This window comes from Caldicellulosiruptor bescii DSM 6725 (assembly GCF_000022325.1).
In the GTDB taxonomy this organism is placed as follows: domain Bacteria; phylum Bacillota; class Thermoanaerobacteria; order Caldicellulosiruptorales; family Caldicellulosiruptoraceae; genus Caldicellulosiruptor; species Caldicellulosiruptor bescii.
This window is the reverse complement of record NC_012034.1, coordinates 534,251-552,027: the sequence shown is the minus strand read 5'-3', so window position 1 is coordinate 552,027 and position 17,777 is coordinate 534,251. Positions and strand designations below refer to the sequence as shown.

General features: G+C 33.6%; 14 protein-coding genes and 1 pseudogene. 7 read left to right on the top strand and 8 right to left on the bottom strand.

Annotated elements, in window-relative coordinates; all coding sequences use genetic code 11:
- Nucleotides 1–148: 148 nt before the first annotated feature.
- Both ATHE_RS02370 and ATHE_RS02365 read right to left on the bottom strand, forming a co-directional pair.
- A pseudogene (locus ATHE_RS02370) lies at nucleotides 149–1,070 on the bottom strand (transposase).
- Nucleotides 1,039–2,145 carry an IS481-like element ISCbe2 family transposase gene (locus ATHE_RS02365; protein WP_015907074.1) on the bottom strand — a complete coding sequence of 369 codons (1,107 nt, stop codon included), beginning with the start codon at nucleotides 2,143–2,145 and terminating at the stop codon, nucleotides 1,039–1,041. The pseudogene ATHE_RS02370 and the gene ATHE_RS02365 overlap by 32 nt, the downstream one beginning before the upstream one ends.
- A gap of 397 nt (nucleotides 2,146–2,542) precedes the next feature.
- Between ATHE_RS02365 and ATHE_RS02360 the strand changes: the two genes are divergently transcribed.
- Nucleotides 2,543–3,334, top strand: coding sequence for a hypothetical protein (locus ATHE_RS02360; RefSeq protein WP_015907073.1), 792 nt, complete (start codon nucleotides 2,543–2,545; stop codon nucleotides 3,332–3,334).
- Between the two features lie 155 nt (nucleotides 3,335–3,489).
- Nucleotides 3,490–3,984, top strand: a complete 495-nt coding sequence (locus ATHE_RS02355; protein ID WP_015907072.1) for a ferritin family protein — start codon at nucleotides 3,490–3,492, stop codon at nucleotides 3,982–3,984.
- Between the two features lie 96 nt (nucleotides 3,985–4,080).
- On the opposite strand, the gene ATHE_RS02350 is transcribed toward ATHE_RS02355, so the two are convergent.
- Nucleotides 4,081–5,067: a hypothetical protein gene (locus ATHE_RS02350; RefSeq protein ID WP_015907071.1), complete on the bottom strand. Its 987-nt coding sequence runs from the start codon at nucleotides 5,065–5,067 to the stop codon at nucleotides 4,081–4,083.
- 285 nt (nucleotides 5,068–5,352) lie between these two features.
- Nucleotides 5,353–5,718 carry a hypothetical protein gene (locus ATHE_RS15200; RefSeq protein ID WP_015907070.1) on the bottom strand — a complete coding sequence of 122 codons (366 nt, stop codon included), beginning with the start codon at nucleotides 5,716–5,718 and terminating at the stop codon, nucleotides 5,353–5,355.
- A 462-nt stretch (nucleotides 5,719–6,180) separates the two neighbouring features.
- On the opposite strand from ATHE_RS15200, the gene ATHE_RS02340 reads away from it, so the two are divergent.
- Together ATHE_RS02340 and hydF are read left to right on the top strand one after the other, a co-directional pair.
- Entirely contained in the window at nucleotides 6,181–7,566 is a 1,386-nt protein-coding gene (locus tag ATHE_RS02340) for an aspartate ammonia-lyase (RefSeq protein ID WP_015907069.1), read from the top strand.
- Nucleotides 7,567–7,593: 27 nt separating this feature from the next.
- Complete coding sequence (gene hydF, locus ATHE_RS02335) at nucleotides 7,594–8,805, top strand: [FeFe] hydrogenase H-cluster maturation GTPase HydF (protein ID WP_015907068.1); 1,212 nt, start codon at nucleotides 7,594–7,596, stop codon at nucleotides 8,803–8,805.
- A gap of 46 nt (nucleotides 8,806–8,851) precedes the next feature.
- On the opposite strand, the gene ATHE_RS02330 is transcribed toward hydF, so the two are convergent.
- The 4 genes from ATHE_RS02330 to ATHE_RS02310 all read right to left on the bottom strand — a co-directional run bounded on the left by ATHE_RS02330 (nucleotide 8,852) and on the right by ATHE_RS02310 (nucleotide 13,926).
- Nucleotides 8,852–9,586 (bottom strand): SIMPL domain-containing protein, encoded by a 735-nt coding sequence (locus ATHE_RS02330; protein ID WP_015907067.1) that lies wholly within the window; start codon nucleotides 9,584–9,586, stop codon nucleotides 8,852–8,854.
- Between the two features lie 588 nt (nucleotides 9,587–10,174).
- A complete protein-coding gene (locus ATHE_RS02320) occupies nucleotides 10,175–10,744 on the bottom strand; it encodes a hypothetical protein (RefSeq protein ID WP_015907065.1) in 570 nt (189 codons plus the stop codon).
- A 125-nt stretch (nucleotides 10,745–10,869) separates the two neighbouring features.
- Nucleotides 10,870–11,688: a GNAT family N-acetyltransferase gene (locus ATHE_RS02315; RefSeq protein WP_015907064.1), complete on the bottom strand. Its 819-nt coding sequence runs from the start codon at nucleotides 11,686–11,688 to the stop codon at nucleotides 10,870–10,872.
- Nucleotides 11,689–11,736: 48 nt separating this feature from the next.
- Nucleotides 11,737–13,926 carry an alpha-galactosidase gene (locus ATHE_RS02310; protein WP_015907063.1) on the bottom strand — a complete coding sequence of 730 codons (2,190 nt, stop codon included), beginning with the start codon at nucleotides 13,924–13,926 and terminating at the stop codon, nucleotides 11,737–11,739.
- A gap of 206 nt (nucleotides 13,927–14,132) precedes the next feature.
- Between ATHE_RS02310 and cas6 the strand changes: the two genes are divergently transcribed.
- Genes cas6 through ATHE_RS02295 form a run of 3 tightly spaced genes read left to right on the top strand, consistent with a single transcriptional unit; the run spans nucleotide 14,133 to nucleotide 17,692 of the window.
- The gene (gene cas6 / locus ATHE_RS02305) at nucleotides 14,133–14,885 is read left to right on the top strand and encodes a CRISPR-associated endoribonuclease Cas6 (RefSeq protein WP_015907062.1); all 753 of its coding nucleotides are present in this window, start codon (nucleotides 14,133–14,135) and stop codon (nucleotides 14,883–14,885) included.
- A gap of 21 nt (nucleotides 14,886–14,906) precedes the next feature.
- Complete coding sequence (locus ATHE_RS02300; RefSeq protein ID WP_015907061.1) at nucleotides 14,907–16,673, top strand: ABC transporter ATP-binding protein; 1,767 nt, start codon at nucleotides 14,907–14,909, stop codon at nucleotides 16,671–16,673.
- Nucleotides 16,670–17,692 (top strand): aldo/keto reductase, encoded by a 1,023-nt coding sequence (locus tag ATHE_RS02295; protein WP_015907060.1) that lies wholly within the window; start codon nucleotides 16,670–16,672, stop codon nucleotides 17,690–17,692. The genes ATHE_RS02300 and ATHE_RS02295 overlap by 4 nt, the downstream gene beginning before the upstream one ends.
- Nucleotides 17,693–17,777: the final 85 nt, after the last annotated feature.

Below are 17,777 nucleotides of genomic sequence, written 5' to 3'. Positions count from 1 at the left end.
ATATATTTGTTACTAAATTTGTTTAATATGTAAAATATAATCAATAAACTCTAATTTATAAAACATACCTGTAAGAATTAACTGGTCTTTATTTTATTCTTATAAGTTGTTGAATAAATAATTATACCATTAATGTTATTATATAGGATTACAAATTATTCCACGTGTATTTAAAAGAAAATTTACAGTTTTCAATTTTTTGAATATAGACCTCTATCAAATAAGTAATCATTATTCCCCTCTACATGCCTCTTATACGTTCTAAAACCTCTTAACCTTACTTGTTCTAAATTGTATTCTCCTTTTAATTTCCCAAATAATCTTTCAATTTTTGTCCTTTGCTTATACAACCTTTGCCCTTCTTCACTTCCTAAAAATTCTATATTCTTTATCCTCAAAATATTTTTTACATTACCGAAATCCTTACTATTTCTCTTATTTACCGCCGCTACAAACTTTATCTCAAGTTTATCTGCCACCTCAAACCACTTTACACAATCATAACCTGCATCCGCTAATATCACTTCAAGCCAAATATCTTAGATCAATACAAAAGTTCTACTACTCTACTGTCATGGACATTTGCACGTGTCAACCACCATACTATAGGTATAACCTCATCTCCAATTGTTGCTATTACATGTAATTTATACCCATTGAAAAAACCTAAACTAATACATACTCCTACTTCTGCCTCTTTGTCACCCCTCGAGCTTCTCAAAGGGGTAGAATCTATAGCACAAATTTTTGTCTGTGGATCTATTCTTCTTGCTAAAATTCTTGCTATTTCTTCTATATATTCTTCTTCAATTATCTTGGCCCATTTCGAAAAATATGAAATGTCAAAAGCTCTTCTCTATCCCTATAGCTTTTTTAAATTCTTCATCTTCGTTTATCTTGTATTCTAATTCCCTGAAGCTGTTTATCTTGTTTTTGACTTTGTAAACAAAACAAGCTATTATATGGCTTAACTTAAACTTCTTTGGTTTTTTACTTCTGCTGCTTTTTATCTTTAATCCCAGAGCTTTTATTACTTTCTCAATTGTCATAAGGGCACGTGGTGAAGACATATTTACCACCTAATTTATTACAGAATAGAGAATAAAAAGTTCCTACTTTCTTTAATAAGTCTTCAAGAAGTAAAGTAGGGAACTGAAACACATGGGAGGAGACCAGAGTTTTAGAATCTATGAATTTTTCAAATGGTGTCCTCCCATTCATACCTTTACCATTATGAGGTCTAAAAAAGTTCCACGTATCCTGCCACCTTTGAGCTCGTTGAATAAAGTCATCTTTGTTTTTACATCTTTCGGCATGAATCATTAAAAAATATTCGTCATCTGCTCTATGTGAATTTTCAATTACCCCCATAAGATGTTTTGCTCTTGGTGGAATAGGATTTAGTTCTACACCCAAAATAGAAAACATCTCATTCCACTCCTTTAGCTTTCTTTCACTTCCTCCGCAAAATTCTTCTCCATTGTCCAATCGGATTTTTATTGGGTTTCTTACATTATGCGTTCTTAGCCATAAAGCCACCAAGGATATAAACATAAAGCCAAAAGCAGATGAAAGTTCATAGGAGTAGGCTGTAAATCTTGCTCTTGTTGCAATGTCTATCATGTTCCACTCATAGCAAGGTAAATTGTGTTTTTTCATATGTTCATATACCTCTTCAGGAAGACTGTCTTTATCTAAAAGATGTTTTGTATCAAGTTGAAATTCAGAAAATGGAATGAGGGCTTCATAATCGTACAAACTTCTTTCACCCTTTTTTGTCTTTCTTGATTTTCTTGGTATAGCATTTCTTTTGAGAATAGACTTTATTGTATTTTCGCTTATTTTAATACCATATTTTCTGAGCAGGTAAAGAGACAAACGTCTGTATCTGAAGCCAGTTCTTTTAGATTCCTCGATAATGAGATTTTCAAGTTCAGTAGAAAGTTTTCTGGGGCAAGTTTTAGGTTTTCTTGATTTATCCTCAAGGGGACCATATATTGCTCTTCTGACAGTATGTCTTGATACACCTAATATTTTAGCAGTTCTTGATACGTTTTTGTTATTATTTTCAAACACTTTTCGGATTAATTCCCTTGCTTTTTCGGGAGATATTTTTCTCATTTCATGATATGATATAATATTCATAGTAGGCTGTCCTCCCATCCTGGTAGTTTTTTGATTTTTCTTTTGAATGGGAGATTACACTTTTTAATTATATCAAACAGGATGGAGGCAGCCTCAATTCTTTTTATGAGTTTCTCCTCACTATTTTCGCACATTCTTTCGCTGTGGTAAATATCTCTACACCTATTCGAGCTCAATTGTCATAAGTATCTTTAAAAATTTTTGATTTTGTGTTTTAATAAAATTAGTCATTGCCATCCTCCTTTGTTATGTGTTTTTTGTCTTCTCTTCCTATAATTTTACCTCAAGGAGGATGGCTTTTTATATATCTATTTATTATCTTTTATGTTAATTTCTTTTATTCAACAACCTAAATAAGTATTAATTAAAATTTGTTAATGTAGAAAGGATGATAGCAATGAATAGAAAAAACAAATTATTAATTTCTCTTTTCTTGATATTTTTTCTTTTGTTATCAGTAGTAGGCATAAAATTCTATTTTTTGAAAAATAATGCTTCTTTAACTAATTCAAATCTTGCATACGCAAATATTGAAACAAATAAAAATAGGAGTGAACAAACTCAAAATTTATTAGATAAAAACCTCAAAGAAAGTTTTGATATTCTTTTAAAAACAGAAAATGTCAGACTAAATTACAATATTCCTTCTGAAATTTCAACTCTTGATTATGAAAAATACTTCTCAGATGAAAAGGCCAAATATCTCTACAAGTTTATAAAGGATTACTTTTATAGTATTTATACAGATATGTACATCAAGCTTGATTTTGAAACAAAGCAAAAATTCAAAAAGGGTTATGAAGAATACTTAAAAGAAAATCAAAATAACATATTTAATATAGGAAAATATGCTCAATATAAAATTGATAAAGTTGCTATTTACTATTATGAAAAATTCCTTAAAGATTTAATTAAAAAACCTTATGATTGGCAAAATATTTGGAAAGAATTTCGAACAATAGCCATTGAACATAAAGCAAGAAAAGATATTTATAAGATTGATCCTGATTTTAAAAAGAGCTTTCTTTTATTAACTCCTGAAGGTAAGGAATTAGCAAAGCAAAATAATATAACAGAGGAGCAGATAGAAAAAGAAAGAGATGAATATCAAAAATTGTTAGAAGAAAAGAAGAAAGAAGTAGCAAAAGAAGTTGATGAATGGGCAAAACGAAATGGAATTATCGAATAATTTAAAAACGAACACAAAATACTTTTTTGGGGCTGCTATGTTTATGAAATAATAGGCAGCCCTATTTTTATGGACTTATTTTAAAGTTTTTAATACAAACCTTTTGGGTATAAATATTCCTGAGAACAAAATTTTATAAAAGGAGAGAACTTGTGATGAGTAAAAAGATTGAAAACATATTAAAATTTGGAATGAAGATGGAGAAAAATGCGCAAGACTTTTATTCTTTTTACGCAAATAGCCTGCAGGATGAAAATCTAAAGAAACTTTTTGAAGAGTTTGTAAAGATTGAGCAAGAACATTACAAGTATCTTGAGAATATTCTAAAAAGTCTGGGCAGCCAAGAACCACCAATTTCAATTTCATGGGTTGTAGATGACCAGAACAAAATGGTAGACCCGCATATACTTGCCGACAACTCAAAAATCTTGGAGACAGATTTTTCAGACCTTACAATATTGCGGCTTGCATATCTGATTGAGAGCGACTTTGCCGCATTTTACAAACACGCTGCTGAAAAGGTTGAAGATGGCAATGTAAAAGGTTTGCTTCTACATCTTGCCAAGTGGGAAGAGGAACATGAGAAATTCTTTAAAGATCAGTACCATAGCCTTATGAAAAAAGAGTGGGAAGAAATTGATTTGTTCTAAAAAAGACCTACAAAAAAGCAGTAAGGGAGCAGTCTTTATTCTATTTTTCAGACAGCTCCCTTTAAATATTTGTTTGAATTATTTTTGAACATAGTTTCATTTCTGTATATTTCTAACATGTTTGTAAAATAGATGCTGGTAAGAAAATTTCCACTTTGAGCATATAACAACAATAGCAGTTAGAATTAGCAAGTATATAGCAATCATAACATTCTGAGCTCTCTCTTTTTTGGCAGCAATAAAGTATAATGTTTTTGATGGGTCTTCACCACCTATCATTATCTTTTCAGGAGCTTCCCTCATCAATCTACTTCTTTCTTCTATAGCGTTTAAAATTTGAACTGGTATTTTATTTAATGCATCTTTTATTATGCCAAAATCCCATATATGATTTTCGTAACCTTTTGCACCAGCACACCACCAATTTCCATCACCTGATACTGCGTATAATGTCATTTCTTCAATATTGACAATTTTTACATCACTTTTCATGCCCCGTTGTACCAAATATTTTTCCAAATTATTTACTGCATTACCCAATGAATCATTCCCAAACACTCCAGTATTCACTATATAATTGTTCATTTTACTATCCCACTCGATAAGAAGATATCCAACAGGTATATTATCGTAATATACAATTCTTGCCCATCCATTGTCTACAAATTCAGTATTAAAAACATCTTTCCAAGAGTTAAATCTCAAATTTTTAACTTTTTCTTTTACCTCATCTCTTACAATATGATATGGGCGCCCATTTTCAGCTATCTTAACTTCAGTTGGAATATGAAATACCCTGTAATATTCATACTCTTTGCTCAACTTGAATTTTTCAATGTCATACGGTCCATTGATATTTGTTATTTCATTTAACGATTGCAGCGTAGGTGAGTCTTTTATATAATTTTTAATAAGAGTACTGATATAAAGCTTGAGCCATGACTCGGCTAAATACTGCCTTCTGAGTATATTAATTTCATCATTGTGTTCGATTGAATAGCCTGCTCCAGTAGCTGAAAATGTCGTAAAGAAAAGCAACAAAAAGGTCATTACAAAACCAATATATACCTTATTCTTTTTCATTCTATTTCACCCCCCTGTTATATCAATATGGTTTAAATACTCTTATCGCATCTATGTAATCCTGGTAATTGTCATTATCCCTCAACTCAGAATCAGGAATACTAACTATTCTACCCACAGCTGGATCCATAACCATAATATAATTTTGTAGATATCCATTTGCGTCAAAATATTGCCATATACCATTTAAAACAACAAAATGACTTTGACTTACTGTTGCTGTAATTTCTAATCCTATTGGACTTTTAAAATTTACAATTTGCTTTGCAATTTGCCTATATGAAATTATCCAGCCCTTACTGGTATCATGCGTGAAGAACCAACACCATAATAGCTCAGTGCTCTTTGTATATCATAAAGAGATGCAGGTTTATTTACATAGCTTCCATAAATATATTTCACTATATCCCACTGTGTTGCTTCTTCCCCAAAACCTAAATAGTTTTTGCAATAGTAAAGTATTGACTCGCTCCCTGCTGCCCAGCACCAATTTGAATATGTCTGACTTACCTTTTTAACTGGAAGTTCAACATACGTAACTGTATTTTCTGCAAACGCATCACTAAGGTTCAGTAAGAGTAATGTAAAAAACACAATAGCACTAATCACGATTCTTTTGTACCTTCCCTTTTTTAGTAATTTTTTGACCATATCTTCTCACCCTTTCGTTTTTTAATTCTATTTCATTTAAGAACCTTTAATTATAATTTATAACTGCTATTTTTAATTTCAATTCACAATATTGTTTTTTTTGCAATATTTTGCACTCAATCTTGCATTATTTTGTCTTGCCAAAGATGAAAATTTACCCTGGGCTGTTTTCTGTTTTTAAATTAAACCAATTACTATATTTTTTGCACTCTAATTACACACTAACAAAACAAACATAAATCCAAAGGGAAAAGTCACCTTAAATGACTATTGTAAACTGATTCAAAGTTACCATTATTGGACATAAAAACCTCTCGCAAAGCTTTAAAATTCCGCAATTAAAGAAAGTACTTTTAAAATCGTGTCTTTTTCACCTGAATTTTTATCGATATGATATAATATTTGATGTTGATTAATATAGGACAATTTTAAAATACATTTAATCAGGAGAGATATACAGCAATGTCAAGAATAGAAAAAGATTTCTTGGGCAGTATTGAGCTTTCTGACCTTGAGCTTTATGGAATTCACACAAAACGCGCTTTTGCTAATTTCAATGTTTCTGGAAAGAGCGTTGACAAAGATTTAATAAAATCGCTTGTCATGGTCAAAAAAGCGTGCGCAATTGCAAATTATGAAGTTGGTCTTTTGGATGAAAAAATTAAAGATGCTATTGTCTTTGCATGTGACGAAATTCTGGCAGGAAAATATGATGACCAGTTCATTGTAGACAGATTCCAGGGCGGTGCGGGAACATCTACAAATATGAATGTAAACGAAGTTATTGCAAACGTAGCCTTAATTCACATTGGAAGAAAACCGGGTGAGTATGACATAATTCATCCAATCAACCATGTTAATATGTCACAGTCAACAAACGATGTGTACCCTACAGCCTTGCGAATTGCCACTATATGGAATGTAAGAGAACTTTCAGAAGAATGTGCAGAGCTTCAAAAAAGCCTTCAGAAAAAAGAGCATGAATTTGAAGATGTAATCAAGGCAGGAAGAACACAGCTGCAGGATGCCCTGCCTGTAACACTTGGTCAGGAGTTTGGTGCATATGCCCAAGCTATCTCACGCGACAGATGGAGACTATACAAGGTTGAAGAGCGGCTAAGAGTGGTCAATCTTGGTGCAACTGCTGTTGGCACAGGAGTAAACGCACCTTTGAAATACATTTTTAAGGTGATAGAAATATTAAGAACTTTAACCAAAATCGGCTTGGCTCGTTCAGACTATCTTATGGACGCAACACAGAACGCAGACGTTTTTGTTGAATGCTCTGGGCTTTTGAAAGCATTAGCAGTAAATCTCTCAAAAATTGCAAATGATCTTCGTCTTCTTTCCTCTGGCCCAAACACGGGCTTTAATGAGATAAACCTGCCAGCTGTTCAGGCAGGTTCAAGTATTATGCCAGGAAAGGTAAATCCTGTTATACCAGAGCTTATAAACACAGTAGCTTTTCAGGTGATGGCAAATGACTTTGCGATAACTTTAGCAGCACAAGCTGGTCAGCTTGAGCTGAATGCTTTTTTACCTCTGATAGCAAACAATCTTCTTGAAAGTCTTAAAATTCTCAAAAACGGTATTAAAATTTTCAGGCAGCAGTGTATAGATGGTATAACAGCAAACAAAGAAAAATGTTTAGAGTATGCAAAAAAGACTCCTGCTATTGCAGCAAGCTTAATTGACAGGATTGGATATGACAAGGCAGCAGAAATTGCAAAAAAGGCTATTCTTGAGAACAAACAGATAATTGATGTTGTCAAAGAGCTAAATATTATGGATGAAAAAGAAGCACAAGAGCTTTTGAATCCTTTTGAGTTTATAAAGTTTAAAGAATGAAATCTTACAGAAAGGACTGACTTTAAGATGAACACGACACCGCGCAGTGAAAGGCTTCACATAGCTATATTTGGAAAGCGAAACGCTGGTAAGTCAAGCTTAATCAATGCCATCACAAACCAGCCAATTGCGATTGTGTCTGACATGCCAGGAACTACTACCGACCCTGTATACAAATCAATGGAAATCTTGCCGCTCGGGCCTGTTGTTTTGATTGACACAGCAGGAATTGACGATGAAGGCATACTTGGCAAGCTCAGGATTGAAAAGACACTGGAGGTTTTGAACAAAACAGATATTGCTATTTTAGTGGTATCTGACATTGATGATTTCACGTATGAAAAACAGCTTGTAAAACTATTTGATGAGAAAAAAGTGCCAAGAATTGGTGTTTTGAATAAAATTGACAAAGACCCAAATTACAAAGAAAAACTTTCTTTTTTGCAGTCAAGTTTGGGAATGCCATTTTTAGCTGTGTCATGTGCCACTTTAAAAGGCATTGATGAGCTAAAAAATGCACTTTCAAAGCTTGTTCCAGATGTTGGTGAGGATTTGCGAATAGTAGGAGATTTGATAAACCCAGGCGACTTTGCAGTTTTAGTTGTGCCAATTGACAAAGCTGCCCCAAAAGGAAGATTGATTTTGCCTCAGCAGCAGACAATAAGAGATATTCTGGATTCTGATGCAATTGCAATTGTGACAAAGGAATACGAGCTTAAAGAAACTATCGAAAATCTTGGTAAAAAACCTGCAATTGTAATCACAGACTCACAAGCTTTTTTAAAGGTTGACGCAGACACCCCACCTGATATTCCTCTTACTTCATTTTCAATTTTGTTTGCAAGATACAAAGGGGATTTGGTGGAGTTTGTTGAGGGAGTCAGGAAAATTAAAGATTTAAAACCTGGAGATACAGTTTTGATTGCCGAGGCATGTACACACCACAGGCAATCAGATGATATTGGAACTGTTAAAATTCCAAGGTGGCTCCGCCAGATAGCTGGATTTGATATAAACTTTGAGTGGGTATCAGGCTACAATTATCCAAAAGACCTCACAAAGTATAAGCTTATAATCCACTGTGGTGGGTGTATGATAACACGAAGAGAGATGCTATTTAGAGTAGAACTTGCTAAAAAACAGGGTGTGCCAATAACAAACTATGGTCTAATGATTGCATATGTCCATGGAATCTTGCCAAGAGCATTAAAACCGTTTGGGATTGAGTTTGAATATTAAAACCCCTTCCAACTTTCTTAGGAAACTGGAAGGGGCTTTTTGCCACTTATTTTATTATAAACTCACAGTTCACAACAGCAGTTATTTCTTTATCTATTGATGTTGTATCATTTATTCCATAGTCACTAACTTCAGTTGAATAAAGCGGAGTTATCTGAAAAACACCCATAGAAGCAGATTTTAATCTTTCAACGCTACTTCCTGTGCTCTTTGCAATCTGTTTTGCTCTTCTTACAGCATCTTCTGTCGCTAAAGAAAGCATTTGAATTTTCAAATCTGCAAGCTTTGTGTAATAATACTGAGGTGGCATAGACTCAAACTGAACACCGGAGTTTATAAGCTCTGTTGACTTTCGAGAAAGATCTGTAATCTTGTCTACATCTTTTGATGTAATTTGAATGCTTTGCGAAAGCTTGTAGCTATCAACTTTTGTTGAATATATTCCATTTGGAAGCATCTCGTATATTGTTTGAGTTGAAATTGAAGAAAATATTAAATCTTTTTCTGATAAACCTTTTGAAAGGAAATAGGTTTTCACTTTCTTTTGACTTTCTTCAAGAAGTCTGTAAGCTTCTTTTAAATCTTTTGCCACAACAGTGTACATCCCTGTCCACTTGACAAGGTCAGAGCGAAGCTGTTTTTTTGCAGAGCCTGTTACTGTAATGACCTTTCTTTCTGCCCTTAAATTTATAAGCCCGTTTGATAAAAAGTAAGAAGAGATTGTAAAAGAAATCCCTATAATTAAAGCAACCAGAACATAGGTAACATTTTTATTATTCAAAATTTTAACCTCCATTTTTTTACTTTATTACATTATATCATTAAATTCCTGAGGCTACAATCAAAATTTTATAAAAATAAAAGTAACTATCTGCTCGATTATTTTTTTTCTGCTTCAAAATAACCAATTAGTGTAACAATAATGCCTATAAATTTAAATGTTTTTACTATAAATCGCAAAAATTCTGCTGGGCTATAACCAATTAACGTTACTTCGTAAGCAATTCCAAATAGAATAATTGCAATTCCTAACAGCATAATTCCTATAATCTTTCATTTTTAACCTCCATTAAAACAAAAATTTGAGCTTATATTTGGCAACTCCAATGTAAAAATAAAATTTTTCAATTGTAGCAGCAGATTTTATAGCTAAGTCAATATAAATTTTTTGTAAAGAGGTTATTGAAGAAAATATTACCAACGATACATAAAACAAAAAAGTTGTTTATTCCATTTATAAGCAAAAGATAAATCATGTTTTACAAACTTGACCGAGAAGTTGCTCAAATGAAATGTAATTAATATCCAACCAGTTTTTTGCTCTGAAAACCTTTTACATATTGTTTCTTTTTTTATATAAAAAAGTTTTTCAAGTATTAACATGGAGCATATAAAGTATCCCTTTTTTTGTATCGTAGATTGCCAAATAAAAATCATATGAATTAAGGTTGATAAGAGTTTTAGTATCGAGGTTTTCATAATCTATAAACCTTGCTGTGATAACCGACTTGTCACCAATTGCTTTCCAAAATCCCTCAGAAATTTTAGGAAGACCAACTTCTTTTACAAAGCCTCCAAATCCTGTAACATTGCCAGAAAAATCTTTAACTTCTCCGCCATATATTAGTGCTTGATATGCTTGACTTAAAGGGAGTTTTTTCCAGCTTTTTTGTTTTTTGATGTATGAAACAAAACTTTTCATACCTTTGGGAGTAAAAACAAATTTGTAAAGTTTCATACCATCATTGTGAAAACCACCATAATCGTCATATATTTTTTCTGAAACTGTACCTCTTGGAAGTCTTATGTTAAAATTTTCTTCGAATTCTTTTACACCGCTGTCTTGTGAAAATAAAAGACTAAACAAAAAAATTGTAAATAAGATAGGCGCTAAGATTAAGCTTAAAAAAACTACTGAAAAGAGAACAAATTTTTTCATGGTTTGCTCACCATTTTTATTTTGCTATATTATATCACTAAATCCATACAACTACAACCAAAAATTTAAAAAATAAGAACCACCTGCCTATTCCCAGGTGGTTAAGATTGACTAAAACAAATACTTTACAATCCCAATGTTACCCACGTGCCAATCTGCTGAAAACCAATTTTTCTGTATATATTGGCAGCTTTTGGATTGTCACAAAACAAGCAAAGCGATTTTCCTTCTTTTATCAAATCACTGCAAAGTCTTTTCATGCACATAGTAGCATATCCTCTTGAACGATACTCGTGCATTGTGCAAACACTTAAAACCATTGCCATGTCTGCAATTTCTGCACCTGTTCGTGCTGATGATACAACCATTCCATCTTCTTCAATATAATATATTCTACTTCTTTCCATCAAAACATCCTGTCTTAGCTGTTCAAACGTTGAGGGATTTAAAAATTCTTCTATAGACTGATATAGGTATACTATCAGTTCAAGCTTGTCAAGGTTTTCTTCTAAATTGTCCTTATTTATTACCCTGACCTTTTCAAATTCTTCCTGAGAAAGTTCTAATTTATTCTTATCTACACTGCTGTCAAGCTTCATAAAAAGCTGCTCTCTTTTATTAAGCACATTCAGTGCTTTCAAAAACGGCATAATAACATCCTTTTTACCAGAAAAAACTTTGCACTTTGTTGTAAGTATTATGTTGCAAAATGAGTCAATGTCCCAGCTGTCAGAATTTGAATAGAAGATCAAATCTCTGCGATAGCGAAGAAGAACTGCTTTTAAATTCCCAGAGATAACGTCAAATTCTCCCCAAACCTCAACAACTGGTGAGTCAAAACCAAAACTTAAAATATCGCCGATTATAAAAATATTCCACTCTTTTTCCTTTCGGACAAAATCCATAAGGGTTTTAAAATCAGCATTTGAAAGTTTCCTTATCATAGAACCACACTTTCCTGCTTTTTTACAATTATACTACCAAATCTAAATCTAATCAACTGCTTTTAAAATCCACATATGAGAATTAAAATCACCCCACATCTGAGGAATCATAAGCCCTATGTTCATAAGCTCATCGCCAAACCTTGTTTTTTGCTCACCTTCAATTAAATAGCTCTTGCTGGGGTCAAGACCATCTAATTTTAACCTTTTGATTGGTGGGTTTGGCTGCCTTAAAATTTCAACATAGAATACAACTGCCTCTTTCTTATCCTCTGTCACATACATCCATGCAGCGCTATTTCCCTCAAATGGAGAAATTAATCTGTACAAATCTCCTTCAAATACTATATGCCATATTCTCTTATAAAGCTCAATTTGTCTCTTAATCTCTTCTTTGTCCTCTTGAGATAGCTTTGTTAAATCAAGTTCATATCCAAAACAGCCTGAAAGCGCTACAACCCCTCTTGTCTTCATTGGTGTTATCCTGCCAACCTGATGGTTTGGCACAATTGATACATGCGCACCCATAGTTGATGCAGGATAAACTATGCTTGTTCCAAACTGGATTTTAAGCCTTTCGATTGCGTCTGTGTCATCACTCGTCCAAATTTGAGGCATGTAATACAAAATTCCCGGATCAAACCTTCCACCACCGCCAGAACATCCTTCAAACAAAATATGTGGAAACTCCATTGTCAGCTCTTCCATCATTTGATAAAGTCCCAGAACATATCTGTGGAAGACCTCTTTTTGTCTCTCTGGTGGGAGCTCAAGCGAACCTATCTCTGTTAAGGGCCTGTTCATGTCCCACTTGATATATTCAATTGGAGCTGCTTTTAGAATCTCTTTCATCATCCTTAAAATTTCTTTTCTAACATCTTCTCTTGTGATGTCCAAAACGTACTGGTTTCTGCATTGTGTCAACGTTCTTCCTCGTACCTGTATGCACCAATCAGGATGCTTTCTGTAAAGTTCGCTATCAGGCGAAACCATCTCAGGCTCAAACCACAGTCCAAATTTGAGCCCCATTTCATTTAACTTTTTCCCAAGCCCGTCCAAACCGTTTGGAAGCTTTCTTCTGTCAACAAACCAGTCTCCAAGTGAGCTTGTATCATCGTCTCTTTTACCAAACCAACCATCATCTAAAACAAACAGCTCAATCCCAAGATCTTTTGCCTCTTTTGCCAAAGAAAGAAGTTTTTCTTCATTGAAATTGAAATATGTAGCCTCCCAGTTGTTAATCAGAATTGGTCTTCTTTTATCCCGATATGCTCCTCTGCAAAGTCTTTTTCTGTAAAGCTTGTGGTATGTGCGAGACATTCCTCCTAAGCCCTCATTAGAGTAAACCATCACAACCTCTGGTGTCTGAAAACTGCTTTGCGGCTCTAAAACCCATGTAAACTCAAATGGATTTATTCCCATAGTGACTCTTACAAGATTGTACTGGTCTTTTTCCACAATTGCAGCAAAGTTTCCACTATAGACAAGAGAAAAGCCATACACATCGCCATGTTTTTCGGTTGCATCCTTTGACAAAAGTGCTATAAATGGGTTGTGCTGATGTGAGCTTTCGCCTCTTGCACTTTCAATTACCTGGGTTCCGTGAATAAGTGGAGTTCTCTCGATGTATCTTTCTCTTGCCCATGAACCCCAAAGATGCAAAAGTTCAAAATCCCCTTCTGGAAAGTCAACACACGCGCTCATTGCACGAAGGATTTTGAGAGTTTGTTTTCCTAAGTTCTCAAACCTTACGCTTCTTGTTATTGCATCATAATCTTTGTAGGCTGTATAAATCAATGTGACTTTCAAATCAATCAAATCATCATAAAGCTCTATCTCCAGTGTCTGGGCTTCATCAGGTGACTCAACATATGTTGTTGGAAGACCTTCAAGTTTGGGCTTTCCATCATAGATTCTGTGAGTTTTGTAAACTAAGTTTGTAATGCGAGAGCCGTCTTCCTGTTCTATCTGATATGCAGGGTGTCTGAAATCTGAATTTCCATATGCAGGGTATTCTAAAAGCATTGTATCAAATGAGTATGTTTTGTCATTTGGGTCAGGTGTTGCACCAAATGCTCTTCCTCCTGTCACATCAAAATCTGTCCACTCAAATTCTTTAATTTTTTTCCCCCAATAAACATGGGACAAAAACTTTCCTTTGAAAAGCTTTATCACATAGCTTGTGTTCTTTGCTTCTATGAAAAACATATTTGTTTGTGGGTTAAAGGTTATTGGCATCTTTTAAGCCTCCTTCTTTTTAAGCTGGTTCTTTTAAAATTTATAATATCATCAAGAGAGATGTTTTGCTATATTCACTTAAAAAAATTAAATAAACACTAAAATTTTGATATGTCTTTTCAAAAGCTGCCGTGCAAATTCTTGATTTTCCTGATAAAATATTTTTATGGAAAACAAAACTTCATTTTAAGGAAAGGGAGCGAAATATGAGAATAAAAGTAGACTTTGAATCCCAAAAGCCAATAGAACTTCCTATTCATTACAACTACTTTGTCCAGTCCATGATATACAATACTATTGATGATAAAATCTATGCAACATTTTTACATGATAAGGGATATGAGGTTGATTTGAAAAACTTTAAATTGTTTTCATTTTCTCGCTTAGAAGGACCATTTAAAATTGTGGGAAATGATTCAAACAAAAAGATAATTTTTGACAAAAAAGTTTCACTTATAATCTCTTCACCTGTTGAGGATTTTATAACAAAGTTTTCAACTGGGCTTTTAAAAAAAGACCAAATTTATCTAAAAGATAATATACTATATGTGACATCTGCAAACATGCTTAAAAGACCAAAATTTTCAAGTTTCCATAAAATAAAAATGTTATCTCCTATGTGCGCATACAAAACAATCAGAAACGAAAATTCAGAATACAAGCACTTTTTTACTCCTTTTGATGATGAGTTTTATAACCTCATTTCTCAAAACCTGATGAAAAAATGCAAGCTTTTAATAAAAGACTTTGACGAAAAAAGCTTTAGATTTGATTTAAAACCACTGAAGGTTGAAGAAAAATCACACTTTAAACCCATGCTTTTTAAAAAGACGCCCATAAAAGGCTGGCTTGGTTTTTATACAATTGAAACTGACCCAATAATAATGGAGGTAGCATATTACTGCGGACTTGGTTCAAAAAATTCTCAGGGATTTGGACTTTTCGAAATCATTGAGTAAGTTTTTTAAGGAGATGATTGTATGGGGTATTTGATAAAGCTTGTGAAGATGGCAAGACCATACTGGAAATATCTTGTTGTCTCTGGTATATCCATGCTTGCAATCACAGCACTAAACCTTCTTGGTCCGTGGCTTGTGAGGGATTTGACAGGAATAATTACAAATATTAGCAAGTATCCAAATGCAAAAAGAATGATAATCAACATCTCTCTTATATTGATTTTATCTTACATTTTAAGGATTGTATTTCAGTTTTTAAATAGTTATCTCTCACATTATGCAGCATGGCACTTTGTAGCAGATATCAGAACTATGGTATATGACAAACTTCAACAGCTTTCCTTCAAATATTTTGTTGATAAGCAGACAGGTCAGCTTATGTCAAGAGTTGTAAACGATACTGCAAACTTCGAAGTTTTGATTGCACATGCTGTTCCAGACCTATTAACAAATGGTCTTATAATCCTTGGTGTTGCGTGTATCCTTTTTATCATAAACCCTGTTCTTGCTGCGCTATCTTTAATTCCTATACCATTTTTGATCTTGAGCGGCACAGTCTTTGCCAAAAAGATTTTGCCAAATTTCAGAGAAGCTCAAAAAGCCTTAGCAGATTTAAATGCTGACTTGCAAGACAATCTCTCAGGTATCCGTGAAATACAGATTTTTAACAAGCAGGAAAAAGAGCTTTTAAAAATAAAAGAAAAAATTTACAGGCACATTAACGCACTTTTGAGTGCGCTCAAACTCTCAGCAGTATTTCGTCCAACTGTAAGTTTTCTAAGCTCTGTTGGAACAGTGATAGTAGTTTCTGTTGGTGGACTTATGGCTTTGAGAGGAAAAGTGCCCATCCAAGATATTGTGGGATTCATTTTGTATCTTAGCATGTTCTATCAACCAGTAACTGCGCTATCACAGGTTATTGAAAATGTTCAGCAGGCTTTAGCAGGTGCTGAAAGGGTATTTGAAATTCTTGAAACAGAGTCACAAATCAAAGAAAAAGAAAATGCCATTGAACTTAAAAATGTTAAAGGAAAAATCACATTTGAAAATGTATCATTTTCATATAATCCTGACATTCAAGTTCTGAAGAATATCTCATTTGAAATTCTACCAGGACAAATGGTTGCATTTGTTGGCCCAACAGGTGTTGGAAAGACAACAATTATGTATCTTTTAAATCGCTTTTATGACCCAGATTCAGGTACAATCAAGATTGATGATATTGATATAAAGGATGTTACATTGAAATCTCTGCATGATAATATCAGTATGGTAATGCAGGATGTGTTTTTGTTCAATGGAACAGTTGCTCAAAATATTGGATATGGAAAAGAAAATGCTACCATGGATGAAATAATTCAAGCAGCAAAAATTGCCTGTGCTCACGACTTTATCCAAAATCTGCCCCAGGGTTACGACACAGTAATCGGTGAAAGAGGGGTAAAGCTTTCTGGAGGTCAGAAGCAGCGCTTGGCAATTGCAAGAGCTGTTTTGAAAAATGCACCGATATTAATCTTAGATGAAGCAACTTCTTCTGTTGATACAGAAACAGAAAAAGAAATTCAAGAAGCCATAAACAACTTAGCAGGTACAAGGACAATTCTAATCATTGCCCACCGGTTATCTACTGTAAAAAAGGCAGATAAGATTATAGTTTTGAAAGATGGCGAAATTGTGGAAATAGGCACACATGAAGAACTTTTTGCTAAAAAAGGACTTTATTATCATTTGTGTTCTGTGCAGTTAATTGATGAAAACAATAGCTTGATAAGGGGGAATATATTATGAAGTACAGGAGACTTGGAAGAACAAATATTGAAATATTTCCAATAGCATTTGGTGGCATTCCTATTCAAAGAATTGACGAGGAGTCTGCTATCAAGGTAATTCGACGAGCTATAGAGCTTGGAATTAATTTAATTGACACTGCAAGAGCTTATACAGATAGTGAAATAAAAATCGGAAAAGCTCTAAAAGGAATTACCAAAAAAATTTATTTAGCATCTAAATCACAAAATAGAACAAAAGAAGGAATTTTGAAGGATATTGAAATAAGCCTTAAAAATCTTGGTGTTGAACAAATTGATATTTATCAGCTACATGGTGTTAATGATATAGATACATTCAATAGGGTTTTTGCTGAAGATGGAGCTTACTGGGGACTGGTTGAGGCAAAGGAAAAAGGACTTATTAGATTTATCGGCGCTTCAAGCCACAGTACAGAAATTCTTGAAAAGTTAATAAATACAGATAAATTTGATGTGATCCAACTTTGCTATAATATAATAGAAACAGATGTAGAAGACAAAGTTTTCCCATTAGCACTCCAAAAAGATATTGGAATAATTGCAATGAAGCCAGTTGGTGGTGGTGTTATCCCAAATGCTGCACTATCTTTAAAATACGTCTTGCAAAAAGAATTTGTTGTACCCGACCCTGGAATAGAAACTATTGAGGAATTAGAACAAAACGTAAATGTAGCAATGAACCTTAGCCCTTTGACTGATGATGAAATGAAAAAAATAGAAAGGATACGAAAAGAGCTCGGCAAAGAATTTTGCAGAAGATGCAATTATTGTCAGCCATGTCCTCAGCAAATTCCTATTTGGGTAATACTCCATGCAGATTCAGCAATGAAAAGGCTGCCTTTTAATACTCTAAAGTCTGGCTGGTTTTATGATGCATATCAAAAAGCAAAAAATTGCATTAAATGTGGAGTTTGCGTAACAAGATGCCCCTATAATTTACCAATACCTGATATGATTGAGAAAAAGCTTGAGATTATTCGAGTAACAATTGGCGATTAATCTAATCTTCAAGCCTCTTCTCTTTAAAATTTAAGAGATGATACTCTTTGTCTTAGATTAAATAGCTAAAAATTTATAGAAAATT